Consider the following 22,484-nt stretch of genomic DNA (forward strand, 5'->3'; position numbering starts at 1 on the left):
TTCAGGATGGGGCGCGGACGGGATGCCCGGCCCGCGCAGGACGGACAGCAGGCGGGGCCCCAGGGGCCGCACGCGTACGGGCCGCCGGCGTCGTACGGGCAACAGTCCCCGCCCCCGCAGGGTCAGTGGCAGGCGGCACCGCGGCCGTACGGCGGGCCGGCGCCGCAGGGGCAGCCCGAGTACTTCGCCGACGGCGGCTACCAGCCCCAGGAGCCGTCGTACGCGCCCTACGACAACCGCAACAACGCCCCGGGTCACACCCAGCAGTTCAGCGTCGGCGACGCCCCGGACTCCTACGGGGCGTACGACGACCAGTACGGCGGCGACGGCCAGTACGCACAGGGCGGCACCTACCGCGCCGGACAGACGAGCGCGCCGCCGGCCGGTCCGCGGCTGCACTGGAAGCAGCTGCTGTCCGGCATCGTGCTGCGGCCCACGCCGACGTTCTGGCAGATGCGGGACCACGCGCTGTGGGGTCCGGCGCTGATCGTCACCTTCGGCTACGGCCTGCTCGCCGTCTTCGGCTTCGACAAGGCCCGCGCGGACGTGCTCAACGCCACACTCGGCAACAGCATCCCGTGGGTGCTGATCACCGCGGTGATGTTCATCATCGGCAGCCTGATCCTGGGCGCGGTCACCCACACCATGGCCCGCCAGCTGGGCGGCGACGGTGCCTGGCAGCCGACCGTCGGCCTGTCCATGCTGGTCATGACGATCCCGGACGCGCCGCGGCTGCTCTTCGCGATGTTCCTGGGCGGCGACAGCCCGCTGGTGCAGGTCCTGGGGTGGGCCACCTGGCTCGCCACCGGCTATCTGCTGACCTCGATGGTCGGCAAGTCGCACGACCTGCCGTGGCCCAAGGCCCTGGGCGCCTCCGCGATCCAGCTGGTCGCGCTGCTGGCCCTGGTGAAGCTGGGCACGCTGTAGCCGACGCGCGTCCGCGGCCCGGCCCACGGCAAGGAGGGGCCCGCTCCGGGAGTGGTGCCTGACGTACCTCGTGTACCTCAGGCACCTCCCGGGGCGGGCCCCTCGCCCGTACGGACGGCCTTCGTCCGCGGCTCCCGCGGGCGGCTGGCGCGTACGGCTTCCCTTACGGCTTCCCTTACGGGGACGGGCCGTTCACCGCCGGCGGCAGGCGGTCAGGCGAACCGCTGCGCGGCCGAGCCGTCGCACTTCTGGAGCCGCAGCGGGTCCTTCGCCGCCCCCAGCGTCAGGCAGAGCGACGGCGCCGCGGCCGGCCGGAGGCTGCCGCCGGCCCGGACGAACCGCTGGTTGGCCGCTCCCGAGCAGTTCCACAGCACCAGCCCGGCGCCGGCCTCGTAGCGGGCCCCCGGCACGTCCAGGCACCGGGCCTGGGTCAGCTCCACGTGCAGCGACTTGCGGTCCTGGTCGTACCACCAGCCCTGGTTGCGCTGCCCGTTGCAGTCCCAGCCGCCGACCGCGGTGCCGTTGCGGGACAGCCCGCCGGTGGCGTCCATGCAGGTGCCGGTCGCGGCGTTCTTCAGCGGCCGGTAGGCGTCGTCCCAGGCGCCCGGGTACAGCTTGGGCTGCCCGGTGTTCGCCGGGTCGGTGCAGGACGCCTCGCGCAGCTGCGGCGCCGCGTACAGCTGGGTCAGGCAGGACGCGAACGCGCCGTGCCCGCGCGCGTTGGGGTGGAAGGACTGGCGGACCGAATTGGCGTCCGGCGGGAAGGGGTTGGAGATGTTGACGTACAGCCCGCGGGCCCAGGTGTCGGCCATGCACACCTCGTGGCCGTGGAAGAGCCGCGAGGCGTCGAGGTAGGTGGCGCCGGTGTCCTGCGCGATCTTGCGGACGCCGCGTTCGAAGGCCGGCACCGCGGTGTTGCGGCCCCAGCCGGCGTCCGAGGTGTAACCGGTGCAGCCGCCCGGGATCTTCCCCGGGTAGTGCGGGTTGTCCTCGACGTCCGGGCCGATCGGGCTCGGGTACGACATCACCACGAACCGGTAGTCGTCGTCGGCGTACCCGGCGTCCCGCATCACGGTCCGCAGGTCCCGCACGGTGGCCTCGACCTTCGGCACCAGGCCGTCGACGCGCGCCTGCCACCCCGGCCGGTACTTCGGCTCGCAGGTGCCCTGGAGCAGGAACCAGCGCTCGACGCAGTCCGTCATCACCGGACCGAACTGGAGGTCGTCGTTGGCGCCGGCGACCAACAGCACCATTTTCAGCCGGGTGTTGCGCGCCGCGATCGCCAGGCTGTCGCTCTGCACCAGCTCGTCGGCGTACTGCTTGCTGCCGCCGATCCGGATGTTGCCGGTGTAGGCACCCGAGCACGCCGCGTTGTACGTCACGTCGGCGGCGATCCCGGTCCGGTGGATCGCCGAATCCGGCGACCGGTGGCACCAGTTGGTGGGCCCGTCGGTCCCCGGCTCGTACGTCCCGACGCCCTCCCCGGAGATCTCGCTGTCACCCAGCGAGATCAGCGAGGTCTTCCGTTCGTCGAGCGGCCGCACGGCGGCGTCGCCATAGAGCTTCGTCGCCTCCCGTGCCCGGATCCGCTCCAGATCCGGCGACAGCGCCCGGACGGTCGGCCGCCCGGCCGTCGCCGCGGTACCCGGCGCCGCGCCACCGGCACCCACCGCACCGGCCCCGCCCGCCGTCACCGTGAACGCGGCGGTCAGCGCGGCCGCCGACACCGCCACGGCGGCCCGCAGCCACCGCCCTCGCCCGCGTCTCGCACGCACCATGGGGCCTCCCCTCCGGTCTGCTGTTACCGCCGGTTTCTACTCGGAGGTAGTGACCGGTGGAACACCCGGAACAGAACTGGCCGAAACGCGCGCCACAAAACGCCCGCGAGCCCACGTAGTACGCGGGCTCGCGGAAAACGGGGACGCAGGACGGCGCCGCGCTCAGGCGTCCAGGATCTGGCCCTCGCGCCGGACCACCGGCGGCTCGACGCTCCAGGGGAAGTTGATCCAGTCGTCCGTGCGCTTCCAGACGTACTCGCACTTCACCAGCGAGTGCGACTTCTCGTAGATCACCGCGCTGCGGACCTCGGCGACGGTCCCCAGGCAGAAGTCGTGGACCAGCTTGAGCGTCTTGCCGGTGTCGGCGACGTCGTCCGCGATCAGCACCTTCTTGTCCGAGAAGTCGATCGCGTTGGGCACCGGCGCGAGCATCACCGGCATCTCCAGGGTGGTCCCCACCCCGGTGTAGAACTCGACGTTCACCAGGTGAATGTTCTTGCAGTCCAGCGCGTACGCCAGACCGCCGGCCACGAACACCCCGCCCCGGGCGATCGACAGCACGATGTCGGGCTCGTACCCGTCATCGGCGATCGTCTGCGCCAGCTCACGGATCGCTCCGCCGAAGCGCTCGTACGTCAGGTTCTCCCGCACGTCACCCACGACTCTCCCAGACCTTCTCTTCGTCTCCGGGGCCCGCGACGGCCCCGCCCCGCGCCTGCGCGAGGTACCTCACACCTGCGTACGGTGGAAATTCTTGAACGACCGGGACGGCGTCGGACCGCGCTGCCCCTGGTAGCGCGAGCCGTAGCGCTCGCTGCCGTACGGATGCTCCGCCGGCGAGGCCAGCCGGAACATGCACAGCTGCCCGATCTTCATGCCCGGCCACAACTTGATCGGCAGCGTGGCGACGTTGCTCAGCTCCAGCGTCACGTGCCCGCTGAACCCCGGGTCGATGAACCCTGCGGTGGAGTGCGTCAGCAGCCCCAGCCGCCCCAGGCTGGACTTCCCCTCCAGCCGCGAGGCGAGGTCGTCGGGCAGCGTGATGACCTCGTACGTCGAGGCCAGCACGAACTCGCCGGGGTGCAGGATGAACGCCTCGTCGCCCTCCGGCACGACCTCACGGGTCAGGTCGGGCTGCTCGACGGCGGGGTCGATGTGCGGGTAACGGTGATTCTCGAACACCCGGAAATAGCGATCGAGCCGCACATCGATGCTGGACGGCTGCACCATCGACTCGTCGTAGGGGTCGATGCGCACCCGACCTGCGTCGATCTCGGCCCGGATGTCCTTGTCTGAGAGAAGCACGCAGTCGAGGATACGCGTCCGCACACCCCCCTCCGTACGACGAGGGCCCGGCCCCACCAGGGACCGGGCCTCCAGCAAGCCCACCTCGACGTCACGGGTGAAGATCACCGCCGACCTTCCCGCGACCCCGGGACCGCTGCTACCGCTTCGCGTGCTCCACGGGCACCGAGTGCCGCAACCGGGCACAGCGCGGGCAGCGCAGCAGCCGTCCGGGACCGAGCCGGTCGGTGGCCTGCATGGGGAACGAAGCGGTGCTGAAGACGTGCCCCTCGGCACAACGTACGACGGTGCGCTCCATCAAGTCCCTCTCCCAACTGCATGGACAACAAAAGCCACATTAGGGGATGAACTGGATGCACTCGCAGGCGGCACTCCGGTGCCCCACGGTACGCCTCAACTCCCTTCCCCCGCACCCGCGTCCCGCCCCCGGGGACCACCGGCCCACCCACCTCGGAAGCCCCTCCACGGCCGGCGCGATCCACCCCCGGACATGCCAAATACACCGCGGCGCGGTGATGGGGTAGAGTGTGCGGCAACGCTCCGGCTCCAGCATTCGGATCGGCGTTACGCGGGTGTAGTTTAATGGTAGAACATGAGCTTCCCAAGCTCAGAGCGCGGGTTCGATTCCCGTCACCCGCTCCATAGTTGAGGTCCAGGTCAGCGACCTGGGCCTTGTTTGTTGTCTAGACCTCTCGATGTCCCGCGCGCCCTCCACGTGCCCCAACTCGCGGAATTTCCCTGACTGGAGGGGTGTTTGCGCCCCACTCAAGACATCCGAGCGCAGAGTCGTCTCGAATGGCGAGACGCGTTTTCCATGACGTGCGTCATCTATTGATGGCGGCTGTGCGAATTCGCATCCACAAAGCGGCAGTTGGCCCGTGCTCGTCATGACGAGCACGGGCGGGAGTATTAGCAGGGCGTGGCTCGGCTGTCACCTGAAAGACGGCCACCGATCCTGCCTCGGGGAACATCGGCGCAGCGGTTATCGGTGAGAACGATCACGGTCCAGGCGGCACGAGTGTGCTGACCCGGTTCTCGTACTCGCGGCGGGCCTTGCGCTGGGCCGGGACCGCGGGGACGCTCTGGCCAACGTCGAGCGGCTGGCAGCGGGCAAGGAGTTGGCGGTGGACCGCTGACACAGCCGTGACACGCAGGGTGTAACCCTTGCCCCCCTGGTCGAGCGCGACGCGCTCAGCGGGCTCCAGACAGGACCGGCTGCCGTCAGGTGTGGCTGTCGCGGAGGAAGTCGCGGATGAGGGTGGCCCATTGTTCGGGCTGCTCGACGAACGGGAGGTGCCCGGTGGCGATCTCGGCGTAGCGCGCTCCGGGGATGGCTTCGGCGAGCTGCCGGTGGTGGTGTGGCGTCACGAGCTGATCGAGCGTGGTGGAGATGACGAGGGTCGGCACGGTCAGTGCGGCGAGGTCGGCCCGGACATCGACGTGGTCGATGAGCAGGTCGAGGTGCTCTGGCGTGCCGGGCGGGGTGGTGGCCGCGGTGGTCTTCAGGGCGGTGTCCAGGTCGTCCTGGCCGATGGCTTCCAGGGCCGGTGCGCTCAGTCCGATCAACGAGACGAAGGCGGCCAGCTGCTCCAGATTTCCGGCGCACAGCAGGTCGCGCCACAGTTTGGCGGCGAGGAGGAAGCGCGGGTTGGGGTGGGCGAAGCCGGCCGTCAGGACGAGGGCGGTGACGCGGTCGGGGTGGCGGGTGGCGGCCCGGATGGCGACCGGGCCGCCAAGCGAATACCCGGCGATGGCGAAGGTGTCCTGGCCCTCTTCGACGGCGGTGGCGACCAGTTCGTCGGCGAGGCCGTTGAGGGTGAGCGGCGCCTCGGCACGTTCGGTGCGGCCGGTGCCCGGGTAGTCCGGGCCGATCACGGTGTGCTGGGCGGTCAGGGTGTCCATGATGGGGCCGTAGTTGGCGTCGATGCCGCCGCCGGCACCGTGGGCTAGGAGCAGGCCGGGGCCGGTGCCGCGCACGATGCGGCCGAGGCGAGAGGTCGGCAGAGCAGGGGACATGTTCGTTCTTCTCCTTGAGTTCCGGCAGCGGGTGATCACTGCTGGCTGGTGCGGTGGTGGCGGACGGTTGCGGCGGCGATGAGCACGGCGCCGCCGGCGAGCAGAGCGCCGGTCCAGGGCAGATCGGTCAGGGAGAGGCCGGCGGTGAGGGCGTGGCCGCCGAGCTGGGAGCCCCCGGCGACGCCGAGGTTGAATGCGGAGGCGCTGATCGCGGTGACCAGGGTGGGTGCGGTCGGGGCGGCGGCCAGTGCCCGGTCTTGCAGCAGCGGGATGAGGGCGGACGCGATGACACCGAGGACCAGAACGGTGACGGCGGCCGTCCACCGGATCCGGCTGGTGAAGCTCAACGCGGCGAGTACACCGGCCAGGCCGACCAGCAGGGCGCACAGCCCGGCCCAGGGGGTGTGGTCGGCCAGGCGACCGCCGAGGATGTTGCCGGCGACCGCGCCCAGCCCGAACAGGGCGAGCAGGGTGGTGACGGCGGACGGAGTGAAGCCGCTGACCTGCTGCAACAAGGGCGCGATGTAGGTGTAGGCGGTGAACAGCCCGCCCTGTGCAACCACGATGATCGCCAGCACCAGGGCCACCCGGGGCCGGAGCAGACCCCGCGCCTCGCCCTCGTGACGAGCGGCCTCACGCGGCGCCGGCGGGCGGACGAGGGCGGCCACGCCGCAGAGCACGACAGCGGCGAGGGCCGCGATGGCCCAGAAGGTGGTGCGCCAGCCGTAGTGGTCGCCGATCCAGGTGCCCAGCGGTGCACCGAGGACCGTGGCCAGATTCCAGCCGGCCGTCACGACGGCGACGGCGCGGCCGCGGCGGGCCGCCGGCACCATGCCAACGGCGATCACCATCGCCGTCGCGAACGCCGTGCTGTGTGTGAGCGCGGTCAGCATCCGGGCCGCCACCAGGATGTTGAAGCTGCCGGCCAGGGCTGCGGCGAGGTTGCCGGCGACGAACACGCCCAGCAGCACCAGCAACGCTCGGCGCCGCGCCAGCCGCAGCATCCCCACCGTCACCAGCGGCCCGGCGACGGTGACCACCAGGGCGTACCAGGTCACCAGGGAACCGACCGCGGGCAGCGGACGGTTCCAGTCGGCCGACAGCTGCGGCAGCAGCCCGACCATGACCCACTCGGCTGTACCCACGACGAACACGCACGCGGTCAGCACCGCCAGGGCGGCGGCGCTGCGGCGCTGTACGGACGGGACGGAGGTCTCGGTCGCCGGGCGTGCGGTGCTGGTGGTCATGACCGGGACGCTAAAGTCTCACATCGGTGTGAGAGTCAATGCGGTGCGGTGCAGGTCACGTGCAGGAACTCCACCGTGCGGTCGATGTGACGGACCGCCGGGGCGACCGGACTGATGTCCTCGAAGTGCTCGCGGGCTTGCCGGCCCCGTTCGGCTTTCTGCGGGTGCGAAGCGTGGCGACTTCGCCAAGGGGCGATGCCGCTGCCGCATCGTCGATCCGGTGATCGCCCGCTCCTCCCGGAAGGCGGCCAGGTCGTCGGCAACCGCGTCGGCGATCCGGTCCCAGGCGGGCCGTGTCTCCTCGTACAACTGCCGCCCCACCGGCGACAGTTCCACCCGGCGGCTGGTGCGGTGGAACAGTGGCACGCCGATGCGGCGTGCCAGCTTGGCGATCGTCTGGCTGACCCGGGCCGTGGACACGTGCAGCCGCTCGGCGGTGCGGCCGAAGTGCAACTCCTCGGCGAGCGTCAGGAACGCCTCCAGCTCGTACCGCTCCAACATCCCCATACCCCGCCATCGTTCACCGGGGCTTCACGATCGTTGCGCAGGTGCGCGTTGATGCCCCATCCGACCTGCAGCAGGATCAAAGGCGCAGCCTCAGCCGAGCTGACCTCAGCCTCGTGGAAACCCGCCAGGCGCCGTACGTGCTTGGGCACCAGCCTCGGCTCGAACGAGCCGTTGCGATCCCGGGGCACGGCGACCGTGACCGCACCTGCGTCGGTGAGCACAGTCTTCGCCGAGGTCCCGTTGCGGCTGTTACCCGACCCACGGCCGACCGGATCATGCTTCTCATAGCCCAGGTGCTCGGTCATCTCGACGTCCAGGGCCCGCTCCAGCACGGCCCGGGTGACCTCGGTCAGCAACCCGCCTTCGCCCAGCAGGGATGCTCCCGAGGCATCGGCGCGGTCCATCAGCCGCTCGACGACCTCGTCCACCAGCTTGTCCTCGACCGGCTCGACGGCCGGGGTCTTCTCGTTGTCCGTCATGCTCTGTCCGTCCCGGCTGGCCAGGGCCCGAGGCTGAGCCTCGGCCGGCCTGTCGCATCGCGGACTTACACGATCTTTCAGACATGCTCCACGCAACCGTGAATCTCATGAATTCGGCCGCTCTCGTCGGAAAGGTCACGGCAGTGGCCGGTACACGAGGAGTGCGGGGTGTCCACCGGGGCCGTGCGGGACGGGGTAGTAGCTGAGGTGGGTGGTGGGGTCGACGGCGACCACGTGGGCGCCGTCGGCAAGGTGGGCGCGACCGGTGAGGGTGAGGTACCGGTCGTGGTTGTCGGCGGTGGTGACCCACCCGGACTCCGCGGCCACGTAGAGATGGTTGGCGGTGGGGTCGTAGGCGAGTACGTCGGGATCGTCGCCGACCTGGTCGGTTCCGGTGATGTGCCAGGTGGTCAGGTCGAAGGTGAGCAGGCGCGCGTTGCCGTCGCACGCGACGAAGGCCAGCCGGTCGGTGGGGGCGAGGATCAGTCCGTGGTCGTGTTCGCAGCCGGGCAGGGGGACGCGTCGGGTGATGTGGAGGGTGGTCGGGTCGATGACGGCGAGTTCGTTGCGGGTCTGGACATCGACGAGCATCTGCCGGGTGGTGGGGTCGTAGGCGACGTTGCCGGCCTCGCCGCCCAGGGGGACGGTGCCGCGGGCCGCTCCGGTGGCGGCGTCGACGACGGTCTCCGAGCCGCCGGATTCGTTGGTGGTCCACACCGTGCCGTGCAGCGGGTCGTAGGCCAGTCCGTCGGGGTAGTCGCCAGTGGGGCTGCGGTGCAGGACGGTGCCCGTAGCCTCGTTGATGGCGACCACCTGGTTGGCGTCGGTGGCGGTGGCGTACACGCGGTGCAGGGCGGGGACGACCAGCACGCCGTGGACGCCGGGCAGACCGTCGATGGTCCGTACGACGCGGCCCGCGCGGACGTCCACCTCGATGACCTGGCTCGCGCCGAGGTGGGCGATGAACAGCAGCCCGCGGTCGGGATCGAGGCTCGCGTAGTCGAAGCGGGAGCTGTCCCCCGGCAGGGCGATTTCCTTCACCACGCGAAGCGGCAGAGCCACCTTGGACGGCTGACCACCGCGGGTGAGCAGTACGCCGGCCACGACGGCGACGACGGCGAGCGCCAGACCCACGGTCAGGGACAGCAGGGCGCGGGGGCTGAGGCGACGGATCATGTGCGGGCTTTCCGGGGTGGCGGTGAAGCGGCGAGGGCGGCCCGCCGCTGCCCGTGGGTGGTGAGCGGCGGCGGGACGGCCGGGTCGTTCGGTACAGCGACGACGAGGGGTACGGCGAGGGTCACGCGGCGAGCAACGCCGGCGGCGTCGCACCGCAGTCGATCCGGCCTCGGCCGGTCACGTCGCGCCGATCATGACGCGGGCGCCGGCGCGGTGGCGTCCAGAGCCGGGCGCAGTGCCTTGGCCAGGGTGACTCCGTCGGCGGTGGCCCAGAAGTGCATGTAGAACAGGCGTGGGTGCTCGTCCAGGGAGTGGTTGTGGAGTTCGACGATGTCGATGTTGCCCTTGCGGAGCGCCTGGATGACCTTCTGCACCTCGGGGGCGGTCATGACGAAGTCGCCGTTGATGGCGGCCTTGTCGCCGCCCAGGGGCTGGAAGTTGATGCCGGTGGTCAGGCCGAGGGCGGGCGGGAGCACGTGCTCCCCGTCGTCGATGGTGTTCTTGCGGGCGACGGTGAACTTGTAGACGCCGCCGTCGGCGGTGCCCTTGCGGCCGAGCGCCTTGTCGATACCGGCGGTGTCCAGGGCGATCGGCGGCTGAGTGGACGGGGGCGGCGAGGCAGGCGGGATACCGGTCGCGTCCAGCGCGTGCTTCAGCCCTTTGGCGAGTTTCACCGGGTCGCCCATGGCGTGGACATGCGTCCACCAGATCGCCGGGGACTGCTGGAGCAGGTGCTTGTGCAGCGCGGTCTGCTCGATGCCGGCGGCCTGCAACGCGTCGGTGACCTTGGGCAGTTCGTCCTCGGTGACGACCAGGTCGCCCATCAGCATGGTCGTGTGCTTGTACTTGGCGAAGGCCGCGTAACCGCCGAGCGACAGGCCCGGCTTGATGGTGACGCCTTCGGTGGTGACCTTGAGGTCCTTGCGGGGCAGTGGGACGCGGTAGACGGTGCCCTTCATCAGCGTCCCGGTACGGCCGAGGGCGTCGGCGACCGGCTTCCAGTCCGCCTCCTTGGTCTGCACGGGCTGCTGAAGGTGGTCGTTCTGGGAGGCGGCCTGCGCCGCGACCGCGCTCGTACCGCCGGCAGCGTCGCTTCTCACCTGGGTGCCGCAGCCTGCCAGCAGGCCGGCGCCCGTCACCAGGAGGAGCGCGGCCGTGGTCCCCGCGGCCGGCTTGGTGAGCGAACGGGATGACATGACCACTCCTCGTCGAGATCGTTGTCGAAGTCGAGGTGCCTGTGTGGCCAGCGAAGCCGCCCCGGATGAAGCTGGCATGAAGATCCACCCGAGCCGGTGGGTCTTCATGCCACCTTCATGAGCGGCGCCGACGATCGTGAGAGACATGACGACGCACGTGGCAGCAGCGGACGAGGGACGGTGCGATGCGGATCCTGGTGGTCGAGGACGAGCCCAAGATGCGGGACCTGCTGCGCCGGGCCCTGACCGAGGAGGGCTACGCCGTGGATGTGGCCGCCGACGGCGCACAGGCCCTCGCCCTCACCGACGTGGCCACCTACGACGCGATGGTGCTGGACGTGATGCTGCCGGGCCTGAACGGCTTCCAGGTCTGCGCGACGCTCCGGAAACGCGGCATCTGGCTGCCCGTACTGATGCTCACCGCCAAGGACGCCGTCGCCGACCGGGTGCGTGGCTTGGACGGCGGCGCGGACGACTACCTCACCAAGCCCTTCAGCCTGGAGGAACTTTTCGCGCGACTGCGGGTCCTGATCCGCCACGGCCCGTTCGAGCGCCCGGCCATCCTTACCGCCGGCGACCTGTCACTGGACCCGGCCACCCGGACGGTGCGGCGCGGCGACAAGGAGATCCCTCTGACCGGCAAGGAGTACGCCCTCCTGGAGGCGCTCATGCACCGCCCCGGCACCGTACTGACCCGCGCCATGCTCGTCGAGCACTGCTGGGACCTGGGCACCTGCCCCGGCTCCAACGTGGTCGACGCCCACATCAAGTCCCTGCGTGACAAGATCGACCGCCCCTACGGCACCCGGGCCGTCGAGACCGTCCGCGGCGCGGGATACCGGATCCGCCGCGACGGCGGACGCACCACCACCCGCAGCATCCCCAGCACATCATGAACCGCATCCCGCTCCGCATCCGCCTCACCGCGATCTTCGCCGCCGTGATGGCTCTGGTCCTGGCCGGTGCCGGCTATCTCACCCTCAGCCGCTTCCACGAGTCCCAGAGCGAGTACGGCGCCGTCACCGGTGTCGCCCGCCAGGCCCAGCAGGAAGCCCTCGACGACCTGGTCCGCGAACTGCTCACCGCCCTGCCCCTCGTCTTCGTGCTCGCCACCATCGGCGCCTACCTGCTGGCCGCCGCGGCCCTGCGCCCGGTGGAACGTATGCGCACCCAGGCCGCCGCCGTCACCGAGGACACCCCCGGCCACCGCCTCGACGTACCACCCAGCCGCGACGAGATCGCCCGCCTCGCCATCACCCTCAACGACATGCTCACCCGCCTGCAGACCGCCCTCGACCACGAGCGACTCTTCGTCGCCGACGCCAGCCACGAACTGCGTACCCCGCTCAGCCTGCTGCGCACCGAGATCGAACTCGCCCTCCGGCACCCCCGCGACGCCGCCGAACTGCGCGCCGCCCTCGTCTCCGCGCACGAGGAGACCGAACGGCTCGTCCAACTCTCCGAGGACCTGCTGCTCCTAGCCCGCACCGACCGCCGCGACACCACCCCCACCGGGTCGGCCGTGCCCGACCTGGCCCGGCTCCTGCACCGTGTGGCCGCCCGCCTGCGCAACGGCTCCCCCGGCAGGGCCGTCACCGTCGGCTGCCCCGACGGACTGACCGCGGCCGTCCCGCGCGACCGACTGGAACGAGCGGTGACGAACCTGGTCCACAACGCCCAGCGGCACGGCCGCGGCCCCGTGGAAGTCACCGCTGGCGCCTATGAGAAGCAGGTCCGCATCGAGGTCCGCGACCACGGCCAGGGCTTCCCGCCCGACTTCCTCCCGCACGCCTTCGACCGCTTCACCCAGGCCGACCGCTCCCGCGCAACCAGCGGAACCGGCCTCGGATTGGCCATCACCGCCGCCATCGCCCGCGCCGCCGGCGGCGGGTGCGGCGCCTACAACCACCCCGACGGCGGCGCCGTCGTATGGATCACCCTCCCCGCCTTGCCTCCGCCGCCCAGGCCCGCTTGATGCACCCCAAGCACCATGCAACCCTGGTTGCCTTCAGAACGTACTGGCCATGCGGAGCGTTGATGGACCGGACAACGTCCACTGCACGGACGGGCACACGCCATGGCTGCTGACCGGCCTCGCCGGCCCCGCGGCATGCGTCCGGCTCGGCGGGACTGAAACCCTCCAGGTCACCTCGTGAACGGCCGCGCCGCTGACGCGGTGATCGGCATGCCTGAGAGCCTCCATCACCAGCCGCCGCAGATGCCCGTCCCGAAGGCTGTAGTAGATGTGCCTCCCCTCCCGCCGCGCCTCCACCAGCCCCGCCAGCCGTAGCTTCGCCAGATGCTGGCTCACCACGGTCCGGGACGCGGCGCACTGCTCTGCCTCACAGGCCGCGTTTACGCAGGCCAGCTACCCAATAGCGACTGATGACCCCGTTGATTCCCAAGCTCAGAGCGCGGGTTCGATTCCCGTCACCCGCGTCTGTACCGCCTTCTGGTACGCCTGGGCCTGGGACCGGGCGGCGTCCTCCGCGTAGGTGAACGACGCGTCCAGGGTCCTGCTGCCGTCGGGCGGGCTGTACATCAGCGTCGCGTGGCCCTGGACGTGGCCGTCGTGGGTGCAGCGGGTGCCGCCGCAGTTCGGTCCCGTCTTCTGGACGAACGGGCCGAGACCGTAGCCGCTCTTCGCCGGGCGAGCCGTGGTGTGCGGGCCCGGTGGTTCCGGGTGGCCCTGGAGGGGGATCGCGTGGTTCCCCGGTTTTCCGCGGCCCCGCGGCCGCGCTCGCTGAAGTGATGACAGCCGCCACGCTCCTCCGGCGCCCTGACGCCGGGCGGCCACCGGGCGGCCACCGGACGGTCACCGGGCTGACAGCACTCCTGGCACGGCGGCCGAGGCGAGGGTGTGGTGAGCCGTGTGTTCAGGGGGTGAGGGTGGATTCGGCGAGTTGAGGCCAGTCGGGGTGGGCGGCCCGCTGGGACAGTTCGGTGAAGCGGGCGTTGCCGAGGCGGTGGCGGGTGGTGTGCTCGATGCGGGTGGCGTCCGGGTGGGAGCGGTCCCACGCGCCGCGGACCCGCGCGCTCGCCGCGAGCAGCCGTGCGGCCTGCTCGGGCTCGTCGCGGCGCAGGGCCAGGTCCGCGACCCCGACGAGCACCTGCGCGATCAGCGGCGCGTGTCCGGCCTCGGCCGCCGCGGCGCAGGCCGCCGCGCGGTGCGCCCGGGCCTCGTCGAGGTCGTCGGTGAGGTAGCCGAGCAGGTCGTGGGTGGCCGCGCGGGTGTTCGCCCGTTCGGCCTCGTCGCCCAACAGGCGTACGAAGAGGGCGAGTTGTTTGCGGGCCTCCTCGGGGTCGCCGTCCCAACGGGCGAGTTCCGCCTTCACGAGGGACAGCTCGGCCAGTGCGTTCGGCCAGGTGACCCGCTCCGCGCACCGCTGCGCCTCGGCGACGGCGGCCGCGGCGGCCTCCCCGTCGCCGAGCAGCCGGTGGAGGCGCGCCTGCCGCGACCGCATCCCGATGAGGTCCTCGGTGGCGCCGATCTCGGTGACGGCCGCGATCGCCCGCTCGTAGTGCGCGCACGCGGCGGCGAACTCGCCCCGTACGGCGAGCCGGTCGGCCAGTTCGGTCAGCGCGAACGAGGTCCCGAACCGTTCGCCGAGCGCCCGGAACTCGGCGAGCGCCGCCTCCAGATGCGCGTCCGCCTCCCGCCCGTCCCGGCCGAGCACGATCCGCATCTTGCCCAGGTGCAGCCGGGCCAGTGCGCGTGCCCAGGGGTCCTCGTCGTCCAGGAGCGGCTCGAAGGCGGACAGGGACGCGTCCGGTGCCCGGAGCATGCGTTCCAGCGGGGCGACGAACCCCAGCAGCGGGTGGCGGTGCCGGCAGCGCAGGCTGAGTTCGTACGCCTGGTGGATCCACTCCGCGGCGCTGTGTTCGTCACCCCAACCGGAGTTCAGGAACAGCACGACCAGGGCGTACGCCGTGGCCCGGACGTCGTCGGTCGTCCTGCCGGGCACCCTGGTGGCGGCGGTGATCAGCTCCAGGCCCTCGGTCTTGCGGCCGCTGAGCCACCAGTACCAGCCGGCGCCCGCCGCGAGCCGCAGCGCCGCCTGCGCCTCGCCGGCCGCGAGGGCGCCGCGCATCGCCGCGCCGATGTTGTCGTGCTCGGCCTCCAGCGTGGCCAGCCAGTGCAGTTGACCGGCGCGGCGCAGGTGCGGCTCCGCGGTCTCGGCGAGTTCGGTGAAGTACGCGAGATGCGCGTGGCGCGCCGGCTCAGCCTCCCCCGCCTCGGCCAGCCGGTGTCCGGCGTACTCCCGGATCGTGCCGATCATGCGGTAGCGCGGGGCGGTGCCGTCCTCGGCGCGCAGCAGTGACTTCTCGGTCAGTGCGGTGAGCAGTTCCAGTACCTGCTCCGGCGCGACCGTACCGCCGGTGTCGCCGGAGTCGCCGGTGTCGCCGGTGTCGGCCGCGCAGACGCGTTCGGCCGCCTCCAGGCTCGCCCCGCCGGCGAACACCGAGAGCCTGCGCAGCACCGTCCGCTCGGCGTCGGTGAGCAGTTCCCAGCTCCAGTCGACCGCCGCGCGCAGCGTCCGGTGCCGCGGCAGCGCGGTCCGGCTGCCGCCGGTCAGCAGGCGGAACCGGTCGTCGAGTCGGCCCGCGAGCTGGTCGACGGACATGGTGCGCAAGCGGGCCGCGGCCAGTTCGATCGCCAACGGCATCCCGTCCAGTGCCCGGCAGACGCGCACCATCGTCGCCAGCGTGCCGGCGTCCGCCGCCAGATCCCGGCGCACCGCCCCGGCCCGGTCCCGCAGCAGCCGGACGGCGGGGGCGGACGCGCACTCCTCCGGGCCGGCGCCGCCCTCCGGCAGGGCCAGCGGCTCGACCGGCCACAGCGCCTCGCCGGTGATCCCGAGCGGTTCCCGGCTCGTCGCCAGGATCCGCAGCCGCCGGCACTCCCCGAGCACCCGGTGGGCGAAACGCGCCGCGGACTCGATCACGTGCTCGCAGTTGTCCAGGATCAGCAGCGCCTCCCGGTCGCGGACCGCGGCGACGAGCCGGGCCGTCGGCTCCGCGTTCGAGGTGCCGCCGAGCAGGGCGTCCCGGAGGCCGAGGGCGGTCAGCGTCGACTGCGCGACGTCGCCCACGTCGCCGTGCGCGCCGAGGCCGGCGAGCTCCACCAGCCAGGCACCGTCGGGCAGTTCGCCGAGCAGCGTGCGCGCGGTCTCGGCGGCCAGCCTGGTCTTTCCCGAGCCGCCCGGCCCGACCACGGTGGTGAGCCGGTGCTCGGCCAGCAGCTCGCGGACCGCGGCGACCTCGGCGTCCCGGCCGACGAAGGTGGTCAGCTCGGCGCGCAGATTGGTCCGGCGGCCCGCTTCCCCCTGCCCCGGCCCGCCGCGCCCCAACTCGCCCCGCAGCAGCGCGACGTGCAACGCGGCCAGTTCCGGCGAGGGGTCGGCGCCCAGCGCGTCGGCCAGGGCCTCCCGTGCGCGCTGGTACACCAGCAGCGCCTCGCTGTCGCGACCGGCCGCGGCCAGGGCGCGCATCAGCGCGGCGACGAGCCGTTCCCGCACCGGGTGCGCGGCCACCAGGTCGGTCAGCTCCGCGACCCGCTCCGCGCCGCGCCCGAGGGCGATCTCCGCGTCGACCCACTCCTCCGTGGCGGTCAGGCGCAACGCCTCCAGCCGGACGACCGCGGCGTCGAACGCGGCGCTGTCCGGCGGGCCGGCGTCCTGCGCGGCCGCGCCGCGCCACAGGTCGAGGGCCTCGCGCAGCAGCCGCGCCCGTCGGCAGGTGTCCTCGGTACGGGCCCGGCCCGCGACGACGAGGCGCTCGAACCGCACGGCGTCGACGGCGTCGGCCGCCAGCGTCAACCGGTAGCCGTCCGGCCGCCCTTCGACCGCCCCGGCCGGCAGTGCCTTCCGCAGCCGGGAAACCAGGCGCTGGAGGGCGTTCACCGCCTCGGCGGGCGGGTGCTCCCCCCAGATCCAGTCCACGAGCGCCGCCTTCGGGACCACCTGGCCCGGCCTGAGCGCGAGCGCGACCAGCAGCCCGCGCAACCGCGCGCCCGGCACCTCGACCAGACCCCCGTCGTCCGCGCGCACCTCCAACGGCCCCAGCATCCCGATCTGCACGGGGTGATTTTGGCATGGGGGCGGTGGACGCTCGGGGCGAACCTCTCCCGGCAGGAGGTGAGTTGCCTCCCCGGGGCCGTCGGTCCGTACGGCCCCGGGGGTGGTCACAGGGCGAGGAGGGCTCGGGTGGGGAAGGTGGGGTCACGGAGGGGTTTGAGGGCGAGGTGGACCAGGGCCAGGGGGTTGTCGTCGCCGGCGATGCGGTTGGCACCGAGGCGGGCGCAGGTCAGGCACTGGTGGATGAGCAGCCATTCGCCGTCCGGCCGGACGGACATGGCCACCGCCTCCATGCGGCCGCGGCAGTCCGCGGCGCGGTCGCCGGGGATCCGGTCGTCCAGGTGGCGGCTGGTCAGGCAGTTCGGGCAGTGGTTGCGGTGGGCGGTGCCCGGGGCGGTCGTCGGCACGTCGAGCCGGCAGCCCGCGCAGCGGAAGGCGTCGGCGCGGTGATCGCCCCGGTTCCGGTCCCGGTTCCGTTCGCGGAGGACGGATTTGTGCCGCTGGGGGCGGCGCGTACGGGCGCGGTCGGGTGCGTTGGTGCGTCGTGGCATGGTGCGTTCCTCCTTCCGGACGGGGTCAGAGGGTGCCGAACGCCTCAAGCGGGAACGGCGGTTGGGCGAGTGGCCGGACCGCCATCCGCATCAGGACGAGCTGGTTGTCGTCGGGGCGGACGGGATGGGAGGTCAGTTCGTCGCAGCGCACGCAGCGGTGGACGACCTGCCAGTCGCCGGTGCGCGGCACGGCGACGGCGATCGGGGACATCCGGCCGTGGCACGTGCTGGGGCCGCCCTCGACGTGGTCCAGGACGTGCCGGGAGTGCAGGCACGAGGGGCAGTGGTTGCGCCGGGCGCCGTCGGCGTCGTCCGCGGAGACGGTCAGACCGCACCAGGCGCAGGCGAAGGTGTCGGTCTTCAGGGGGGTGTGGTACGCGTCGGGGGCGGTGTTGCGGTCGGCGTTCGCGGGGTGGGTCGGGTCGGACACCCGGAGCTCCTTGCTGAGAGGTGGGTCATGACAGCAAGAGCAGGCCGAGCGGCCTCGATGGGGAGGGGGTACCGGCGGCGGACGTCCGGTGGCGGCCGCGGGAAGGGCGGCGGAGGCGGACGGTTACGCGGTACGACGAGGCGCACTCGGCGCGGGCCGGAACATAAACACCTGTTTCCAGGGCGGGTGCCCAGAGGGGAACGGATCGCGGAGCGTTGGCTCGCGGCCCTCAGCCAACAAGGGCGGCGCCGGAGTGTCAACGGATTACTCGCGGGCGGGCGACCGCGCCCGGCCGGGCGGGCGACCGGCGGGCTCGTCGGGCTCTTCGCGGTCCGTGATCAACGGCACACGTACTGCGCGGTAACAAGCGGGGGGTCGCGGGCCTAGAGTGTGCGCCGTTGGCCGGCTCCGGGCCGGGTGATCGGTGCGACTGGGAGGCAGTGTGCGCTCTCCGAAGGACTTTTTCCGTCCGCTGGCCGTCGGGGCTCCGGAACCGGTGCGGGAGGTGCCGTTCCGACCGTCGCGGATGATCCACTTCTTTGATCCGGGAAACCCGCGGATGGCGGCCAAGGTGCCGGACATCGCGCCGGACGTCGATGTGCTGCTGGGGAATCTGGAGGACGCGGTCGCCGCGGACCGCAAGGAAGCGGCACGCAACGGGCTGGTCGAGATCGCCCGCGCGACCGACTTCGGCGAGACGCAGCTGTGGACCCGGATCAACAGCCTGGACTCGCCGTGGGCACTGGACGACCTGCTGACGCTGGTCACCGAGATCGGCGACCAGCTCGACGTGATCATGGTGCCGAAGGTCGAGGGCGCCGAGGACATCCACTATGTCGACCGGCTGGTGGCGCAGTTGGAGGCGAAGGCCGGGGTGCGGCGGCCGATCCTGCTGCACGCGATCCTGGAGACGCCGCGCGGGGTCGCCAACGTCGAGGAGATCGCCGGGGCCAGCCCGCGGATGCAGGGAATGTCGCTGGGGCCTGCGGACCTGGCGGCGAGCCGGCGGATGAAGACGACGCGGGTGGGCGGCGGACACCCCGGCTACCTCGTCCGGGAGGACCCCGTGCCGGGTGCGGCGGACGCGCCGCGGGCGGTGTTCCAGCAGGACCTGTGGCACTACACGATCGCGCGGATGGTGGACGCCTGCGCCGCGCACGGGATCCTGCCGTACTACGGGCCGTTCGGCGACATCAAGGACACCGTGGCGTGCGAGGACCAGTTCCGCAACGCGTTCCTGCTGGGCTGCGTGGGGGCGTGGAGCCTACACCCGGTGCAGATCGGGATCGCGAAGAAGGTGTTCTCGCCGGCGCCGGCGGAGGTCGCCTGGGCGCGCCGGGTCATCGCGGAGATGGGCGACGGCACCGGTGCGGTGATGATCGACGGGAAGATGCAGGACGACGCCACGTTCAAGCAGTGCCAGGTGGTGGTGGAGCTGGCCGAGGCGCTGGTGGCACGGGATCCCGAGCTGCGGGCGGCGTATGCGGCGGCGAGCGGCGAGGGAGCGGAGTAGGGCCATGGGTACGACGGGCGGAGAACAGGGAAGCGTGCGGGCGCGACGGTCGGTGCTGTACATGCCGGGCGCCAACGAGCGGGCGCTGCAGAAGGCGGCGTCGCTGCCGGCGGACGGGCTGATCCTGGATCTGGAGGACGCGGTCGCCCCGGACGCCAAGGAGGCGGCGCGGGAGCGGGTCGCGGCGGCGGTGGCCGGCGGCGCGTACGGCCGCCGGGAGGTCACGATCCGCGTCAACGGGCCGGGGACCCAGTGGTTCGCGGACGATCTGCGGGCGGCGGCGCAGGCCGGTCCGGACGCGGTGGTGGTGCCGAAGGTGGAGTCCGCGGAGACCGTGCGGGAGGTCGAGCGGCGGCTGGAGGCGGCCGGCGCCCCGGACCGCACGGCGATCTGGGCGATGGTGGAGACGCCGCGGGCGATGCTGGACGCCCGTGCGGTGGCCGGCGCGAGCGAGCGGCTGACGGTGCTGGTGATGGGCACCAACGACCTGGCGAAGGAACTGCACGCCGCGCATGTGCCGGGCCGGGCGCCGCTGCTGACCGGGCTGTCGCTGGCGCTGCTGGCGGCCCGGGAGGCGGGGAAGGCGATCCTGGACGGGGTGTTCAACGACGTCAAGGACCTGGCCGGGTTCGAGGCGGAGTGCGTCCAGGGGCAGCAGTTCGGGTTCGACGGCAAGACGCTGATCCATCCGTCGCAGATCGAGCCGTGCAACCGGGCGTTCGCGCCGGCCGAGGCGGAGGTGGCACGGGCGCGGAAGATCATCGACGCGTTCGAGGAGGCGGGCCGGGAGGGCCGTGGAGTGGTCACGGTGGACGGCCGGATGATCGAGAACCTGCATGTGGAGGAGGCGCGGCGGGTGCTGGCACTGGCGGCGGCGGTGGCGGACGTGAGGGAGTAGGCCGGGCCTCGACGTGCCGTAGGGGTGCGGCGGCGCCGGTCAGGCTGGGCGGAGGATCAGCTCGGGGACCGGGTCGGTGGTCAGGATGCCGGGGGCGAATCCGTCGGCGAGGCGGTCCAGCAGGGCGCCGAGCCAGCGGGCGTCCTCGGCCGAGGCGTGGCGCAGCCGCATCCGGTGGCTCTGGAAGGGGACGATCCGCAGTTCCCGCAGGCGGCCGGTGCCGGGTTCCAGGGCCGGGAGGTAGAGCGGGCGCAGATCGTCGCGGTAGCGCTCGTAGCCGGTGATGCCCTCGTAGTCGTCGATGAAGTCGCCGCAGCCGTGGAGGATGAGTTTCCCCGCGTACAGCTCCACGGGGCGCGGGTGGTGCGAGGAGTGGCCGTGGACGAGGTCCGCGCCGGCGTCGATCAGGGCGCGCGCGCAGGCGGTCTGGGCGCGGGGGACGGTATAGCCCCAGTTGGAACCCCAGTGCACCGAGACCACGGCCAGATCGCCGATCCGCTTGCGGGCGCGCAGCTGGGCGCCCACCGCGGCGGCGGTGGCCGGCGAGGGGCCGTCGGCCCAGTGGACGCCGCTGTGCCGGGCGGTCGCGGCCCAGGTGCGGGGGATGCCGCTGGACGGCATGCCGAGGGCGACGACGAGCAGGCGGTGACCGCCGGGCAGATGGACGACCGCGGGGCGGCGGGCTGCCTCGGCGTCATTGCCCGCACCCGCCGTGCGCAGGCCCGCGGCGGCCAGGCTCCGCAGGGTCTCGGCCAGCCCGTCGCGGCCGAAGTCCAGGACGTGGTTGTTGGAGAGGACGCAGACGTCCGGGCGGGCGGCGGCCAGGCAGGGAAGGTTCGCCGGGTGCATCCGGTAGTGGATCTCCCGGCCCGGGGCGAAGGTGCCGTGCCGGGTGACGGAGGTCTCCAGGTTGAGCACCCGGGCCGCGGGCGCGGCGGCGTCGAGGGCGGCCAGGGCGTCGCCCCAGGGGTAGCGGAAGGCGACCGGGCGGTGGACCGAGCCGTTGACCGCCTCGGCCAGTCCGACGTAGATCCGGGCGTCCTGGACATACGGCTCGCGCAGCTCGGGGTCGCCGGGAAAAGGCAGGATCTGGTCGACTCCGCGGCCGAGCATCACATCGCCGCAGAGTGCGAGGGTGACGGGTTCAGCGGTCATCGACGCGCACCGGCTTCCTTTTCCCAGGTTAGGGGCCGATGGGTGAGGCGGCCGGGCGGACGGCGGGCGGTGTTTCACGTGAAACACCGTGTTTCACGTGAAACGGCTCGCCGTCGCCGACGTCCGGGCCGAAGCGGCGGCGGTAGGCGGACGGGGTCAGACCGGTCTCGCGGTGCATCAGGGCGCGCAGATGGGCCGCCGTGCCCAGGCCGCTGCGGCGGGCGACCACATCGAGGCGGGTCTCGCCGCGCTCGATCAACCGGCAGGCCAGGGCGATCCGTTCGCCGGTGAGCCAGGCCAGCGGGGTGGTGCCGAGTTCGGCACGGAAGCGGCGGTGGAGGGTGGCGGGGCTGACCGCGGCGCGGGCGGCCAGGTCGGCCACCGAGAGCGGGGTGTCCAGGTGTTCCTGGGCCCAGGCCAGGAGCGGGGCGAGCGAGGCGTCGGGGATGCGGGGCACCGGGCGTTCCACGAACTGCCGCTGGCCGCCGTCCCGATGGGCGGCGAAGACCAGCCGGCGGCTGACCGCGTTGGCGATCTCCGCGCCGTGGTCGCGGCGGACCACATGCAGCCCCAGATCGAGCGCGGCCGCGCTGCCCGCCGCGGTGAGGACGTCGCCGTCGTCCACGAACAGCACGTCGGGTTCCAGGCGGACGCCGGGGAAGCGGGCCCGGAAGACATCGGCCCACTGCCAGTGGGTGGTGGCCCGGCGGCCGTCGAGGACGCCCGCCTCGGCGAGGGTGAAGGCGCCCGTGCAGAAACTGATCAGCCGAGCGCCGCGGGCATGGGCGCGACGGACGGCGTCGAGCAGGGCGGGCCGGCGGGGCACCTCGACATCGGGCCGGTGGGGGACGATCACGGTGTCAGCGCTGTCGGCCGCCGCCAGGTCGGCGACGCCGGTGAGAGTGAAGAAGCCGTCGCGCATCACGGTCCGAGGCTCCGGTGCACAGAGGGCGAAGTCGTAGAGCGGGCGCCCTATTTCGGGGCGCTGGAGGCCGAACACCTCGATCGCACAGCCGAGTTCGAAGGGGTTGGTGTTCTCGTCGACGACGGCGACTACGCGGTGCGGGCGCTCGGGGCGGTGCGGGCGATCAGGGCGGTTCGGGCGATCGGGGCGGTGCGCTGCGCGGCCCGGCATGCGGTCCGGTATTCGGCCTGGTATCCGGTCCGGCTGCGAGGATCGTTGCGGCATATGCGATTTCTAGCACTCACGGCGACCGGGCAGGGCGGAC

20 protein-coding genes, 1 tRNA gene and 4 pseudogenes are annotated in these 22,484 nt (G+C 72.3%); 7 read left to right on the forward strand and 18 right to left on the reverse strand.

Annotated elements, in window-relative coordinates:
• The first annotated feature begins 6 nt into the window (after positions 1-6).
• Positions 7-927, forward strand: coding sequence for a Yip1 family protein (locus tag K2224_RS05735; RefSeq protein ID WP_221909451.1), 921 nt, complete (start codon positions 7-9; stop codon positions 925-927).
• Positions 928-1,139: 212 nt separating this feature from the next.
• Here the strand turns inward: K2224_RS05735 and K2224_RS05740 are convergent, their stop codons facing one another.
• The 4 genes from K2224_RS05740 to K2224_RS05755 form a co-directional block, all read right to left on the reverse strand.
• A complete protein-coding gene (locus K2224_RS05740) occupies positions 1,140-2,705 on the reverse strand; it encodes a ricin-type beta-trefoil lectin domain protein (RefSeq protein WP_221905550.1) in 1,566 nt (521 codons plus the stop codon).
• Between the two features lie 162 nt (positions 2,706-2,867).
• Positions 2,868-3,365 (reverse strand): phosphoribosyltransferase, encoded by a 498-nt coding sequence (locus K2224_RS05745; RefSeq protein WP_018539917.1) that lies wholly within the window; start codon positions 3,363-3,365, stop codon positions 2,868-2,870.
• A gap of 69 nt (positions 3,366-3,434) precedes the next feature.
• Positions 3,435-4,010 carry a dCTP deaminase gene (gene dcd, locus K2224_RS05750; RefSeq protein WP_221905551.1) on the reverse strand — a complete coding sequence of 192 codons (576 nt, stop codon included), beginning with the start codon at positions 4,008-4,010 and terminating at the stop codon, positions 3,435-3,437.
• A gap of 139 nt (positions 4,011-4,149) precedes the next feature.
• Positions 4,150-4,308, reverse strand: a complete 159-nt coding sequence (locus tag K2224_RS05755; RefSeq protein WP_221905552.1) for a hypothetical protein — start codon at positions 4,306-4,308, stop codon at positions 4,150-4,152.
• 270 nt (positions 4,309-4,578) lie between these two features.
• Here K2224_RS05755 and K2224_RS05760 point away from each other — a divergent pair.
• Positions 4,579-4,652 (forward strand) — tRNA-Gly (locus K2224_RS05760).
• A gap of 579 nt (positions 4,653-5,231) precedes the next feature.
• On the opposite strand, the gene K2224_RS05765 is transcribed toward K2224_RS05760, so the two are convergent.
• The 7 genes and pseudogenes from K2224_RS05765 to K2224_RS05795 form a co-directional block, all read right to left on the reverse strand.
• A complete protein-coding gene (locus K2224_RS05765; RefSeq protein WP_221905553.1) occupies positions 5,232-6,026 on the reverse strand; it encodes an alpha/beta fold hydrolase in 795 nt (264 codons plus the stop codon).
• A gap of 35 nt (positions 6,027-6,061) precedes the next feature.
• The gene (locus tag K2224_RS05770; protein WP_221905554.1) at positions 6,062-7,273 is read right to left on the reverse strand and encodes an MFS transporter; all 1,212 of its coding nucleotides are present in this window, start codon (positions 7,271-7,273) and stop codon (positions 6,062-6,064) included.
• 38 nt (positions 7,274-7,311) lie between these two features.
• Positions 7,312-7,443: pseudogene (locus tag K2224_RS05775) on the reverse strand (DUF6192 family protein); the annotation flags it as partial.
• A gap of 67 nt (positions 7,444-7,510) precedes the next feature.
• Positions 7,511-7,774 (reverse strand): annotated as a pseudogene (locus tag K2224_RS05780) (LysR family transcriptional regulator); the annotation flags it as partial.
• Between the two features lie 131 nt (positions 7,775-7,905).
• Positions 7,906-8,184, reverse strand: a pseudogene (locus K2224_RS05785) (transposase); the annotation flags it as partial.
• Between the two features lie 210 nt (positions 8,185-8,394).
• A complete protein-coding gene (locus K2224_RS05790) occupies positions 8,395-9,435 on the reverse strand; it encodes a YncE family protein (protein WP_221905555.1) in 1,041 nt (346 codons plus the stop codon).
• A 191-nt stretch (positions 9,436-9,626) separates the two neighbouring features.
• Positions 9,627-10,631, reverse strand: a complete 1,005-nt coding sequence (locus K2224_RS05795; RefSeq protein ID WP_221905556.1) for a DUF1259 domain-containing protein — start codon at positions 10,629-10,631, stop codon at positions 9,627-9,629.
• Positions 10,632-10,816: 185 nt separating this feature from the next.
• Here K2224_RS05795 and K2224_RS05800 point away from each other — a divergent pair, with 185 nt between their 5' ends.
• Genes K2224_RS05800 through K2224_RS40235 form a run of 3 tightly spaced genes read left to right on the forward strand, consistent with a single transcriptional unit; the run spans position 10,817 to position 12,787 of the window.
• Positions 10,817-11,527: a response regulator transcription factor gene (locus K2224_RS05800; protein WP_221905557.1), complete on the forward strand. Its 711-nt coding sequence runs from the start codon at positions 10,817-10,819 to the stop codon at positions 11,525-11,527.
• Positions 11,524-12,606 (forward strand): cell wall metabolism sensor histidine kinase WalK, encoded by a 1,083-nt coding sequence (locus tag K2224_RS41295; RefSeq protein ID WP_221905558.1) that lies wholly within the window; start codon positions 11,524-11,526, stop codon positions 12,604-12,606. The genes K2224_RS05800 and K2224_RS41295 overlap by 4 nt, the downstream gene beginning before the upstream one ends.
• 49 nt (positions 12,607-12,655) lie before the next feature.
• Positions 12,656-12,787, forward strand: a complete 132-nt coding sequence (locus K2224_RS40235; RefSeq protein ID WP_260692342.1) for a hypothetical protein — start codon at positions 12,656-12,658, stop codon at positions 12,785-12,787.
• Here K2224_RS40235 and K2224_RS40240 read toward each other — a convergent pair.
• The 5 genes and pseudogenes from K2224_RS40240 to K2224_RS05825 form a co-directional block, all read right to left on the reverse strand.
• Positions 12,781-12,972 (reverse strand): annotated as a pseudogene (locus tag K2224_RS40240) (winged helix-turn-helix domain-containing protein); the annotation flags it as partial. The gene K2224_RS40235 and the pseudogene K2224_RS40240 overlap by 7 nt on opposite strands.
• Positions 12,973-13,038: 66 nt before the next feature.
• The gene (locus K2224_RS05810) at positions 13,039-13,428 is read right to left on the reverse strand and encodes a hypothetical protein (RefSeq protein WP_221905559.1); all 390 of its coding nucleotides are present in this window, start codon (positions 13,426-13,428) and stop codon (positions 13,039-13,041) included.
• 79 nt (positions 13,429-13,507) lie between these two features.
• Positions 13,508-16,711: a BTAD domain-containing putative transcriptional regulator gene (locus tag K2224_RS05815; protein WP_221905560.1), complete on the reverse strand. Its 3,204-nt coding sequence runs from the start codon at positions 16,709-16,711 to the stop codon at positions 13,508-13,510.
• A gap of 104 nt (positions 16,712-16,815) precedes the next feature.
• On the reverse strand, positions 16,816-17,259 hold the full coding sequence (locus K2224_RS05820) for an RNHCP domain-containing protein (RefSeq protein ID WP_221905561.1): 444 nt from the start codon (positions 17,257-17,259) through the stop codon (positions 16,816-16,818).
• A gap of 25 nt (positions 17,260-17,284) precedes the next feature.
• Positions 17,285-17,623, reverse strand: coding sequence for an RNHCP domain-containing protein (locus tag K2224_RS05825; RefSeq protein WP_260693414.1), 339 nt, complete (start codon positions 17,621-17,623; stop codon positions 17,285-17,287).
• A 508-nt stretch (positions 17,624-18,131) separates the two neighbouring features.
• On the opposite strand from K2224_RS05825, the gene K2224_RS05830 reads away from it, so the two are divergent.
• Both K2224_RS05830 and K2224_RS05835 read left to right on the forward strand, forming a co-directional pair.
• Positions 18,132-19,202: a CoA ester lyase gene (locus K2224_RS05830; protein ID WP_221905563.1), complete on the forward strand. Its 1,071-nt coding sequence runs from the start codon at positions 18,132-18,134 to the stop codon at positions 19,200-19,202.
• A gap of 4 nt (positions 19,203-19,206) precedes the next feature.
• A complete protein-coding gene (locus K2224_RS05835; RefSeq protein ID WP_221905564.1) occupies positions 19,207-20,100 on the forward strand; it encodes a CoA ester lyase in 894 nt (297 codons plus the stop codon).
• 39 nt (positions 20,101-20,139) lie between these two features.
• On the opposite strand, the gene K2224_RS05840 is transcribed toward K2224_RS05835, so the two are convergent.
• Positions 20,140-21,255 (reverse strand): CapA family protein, encoded by a 1,116-nt coding sequence (locus K2224_RS05840; RefSeq protein WP_221905565.1) that lies wholly within the window; start codon positions 21,253-21,255, stop codon positions 20,140-20,142.
• A 28-nt stretch (positions 21,256-21,283) separates the two neighbouring features.
• Positions 21,284-22,390 carry a GlxA family transcriptional regulator gene (locus tag K2224_RS05845; protein WP_260692343.1) on the reverse strand — a complete coding sequence of 369 codons (1,107 nt, stop codon included), beginning with the start codon at positions 22,388-22,390 and terminating at the stop codon, positions 21,284-21,286.
• Positions 22,391-22,484 lie beyond the last annotated feature (94 nt).

This window comes from Streptomyces sp. BHT-5-2, assembly GCF_019774615.1.
Taxonomy (GTDB): Bacteria; Actinomycetota; Actinomycetes; order Streptomycetales; family Streptomycetaceae; genus Streptomyces.

What these genes read in the sequence shown, in the direction of transcription:
- K2224_RS05735 (WP_221909451.1), top strand. Translation starts at nt 7, where the DNA reads ATGGGGCGCGGACGGGATGCCCGGCCCGCGCAGGACGGACAGCAGGCG.
- K2224_RS05740 (WP_221905550.1), bottom strand. Translation starts at nt 2,705, where the DNA reads ATGGTGCGTGCGAGACGCGGGCGAGGGCGGTGGCTGCGGGCCGCCGTG.
- K2224_RS05755 (WP_221905552.1), bottom strand. Translation starts at nt 4,308, where the DNA reads ATGGAGCGCACCGTCGTACGTTGTGCCGAGGGGCACGTCTTCAGCACC.
- K2224_RS05765 (WP_221905553.1), bottom strand. Translation starts at nt 6,026, where the DNA reads ATGTCCCCTGCTCTGCCGACCTCTCGCCTCGGCCGCATCGTGCGCGGC.
- K2224_RS05770 (WP_221905554.1), bottom strand. Translation starts at nt 7,273, where the DNA reads ATGACCACCAGCACCGCACGCCCGGCGACCGAGACCTCCGTCCCGTCC.
- K2224_RS05790 (WP_221905555.1), bottom strand. Translation starts at nt 9,435, where the DNA reads ATGATCCGTCGCCTCAGCCCCCGCGCCCTGCTGTCCCTGACCGTGGGT.
- K2224_RS05795 (WP_221905556.1), bottom strand. Translation starts at nt 10,631, where the DNA reads ATGTCATCCCGTTCGCTCACCAAGCCGGCCGCGGGGACCACGGCCGCG.
- K2224_RS05800 (WP_221905557.1), top strand. Translation starts at nt 10,817, where the DNA reads ATGCGGATCCTGGTGGTCGAGGACGAGCCCAAGATGCGGGACCTGCTG.
- K2224_RS41295 (WP_221905558.1), top strand. Translation starts at nt 11,524, where the DNA reads ATGAACCGCATCCCGCTCCGCATCCGCCTCACCGCGATCTTCGCCGCC.
- K2224_RS40235 (WP_260692342.1), top strand. Translation starts at nt 12,656, where the DNA reads ATGCGGAGCGTTGATGGACCGGACAACGTCCACTGCACGGACGGGCAC.
- K2224_RS05820 (WP_221905561.1), bottom strand. Translation starts at nt 17,259, where the DNA reads ATGCCACGACGCACCAACGCACCCGACCGCGCCCGTACGCGCCGCCCC.
- K2224_RS05835 (WP_221905564.1), top strand. Translation starts at nt 19,207, where the DNA reads ATGGGTACGACGGGCGGAGAACAGGGAAGCGTGCGGGCGCGACGGTCG.
- K2224_RS05840 (WP_221905565.1), bottom strand. Translation starts at nt 21,255, where the DNA reads ATGACCGCTGAACCCGTCACCCTCGCACTCTGCGGCGATGTGATGCTC.
- K2224_RS05845 (WP_260692343.1), bottom strand. Translation starts at nt 22,390, where the DNA reads ATGCCGGGCCGCGCAGCGCACCGCCCCGATCGCCCGAACCGCCCTGAT.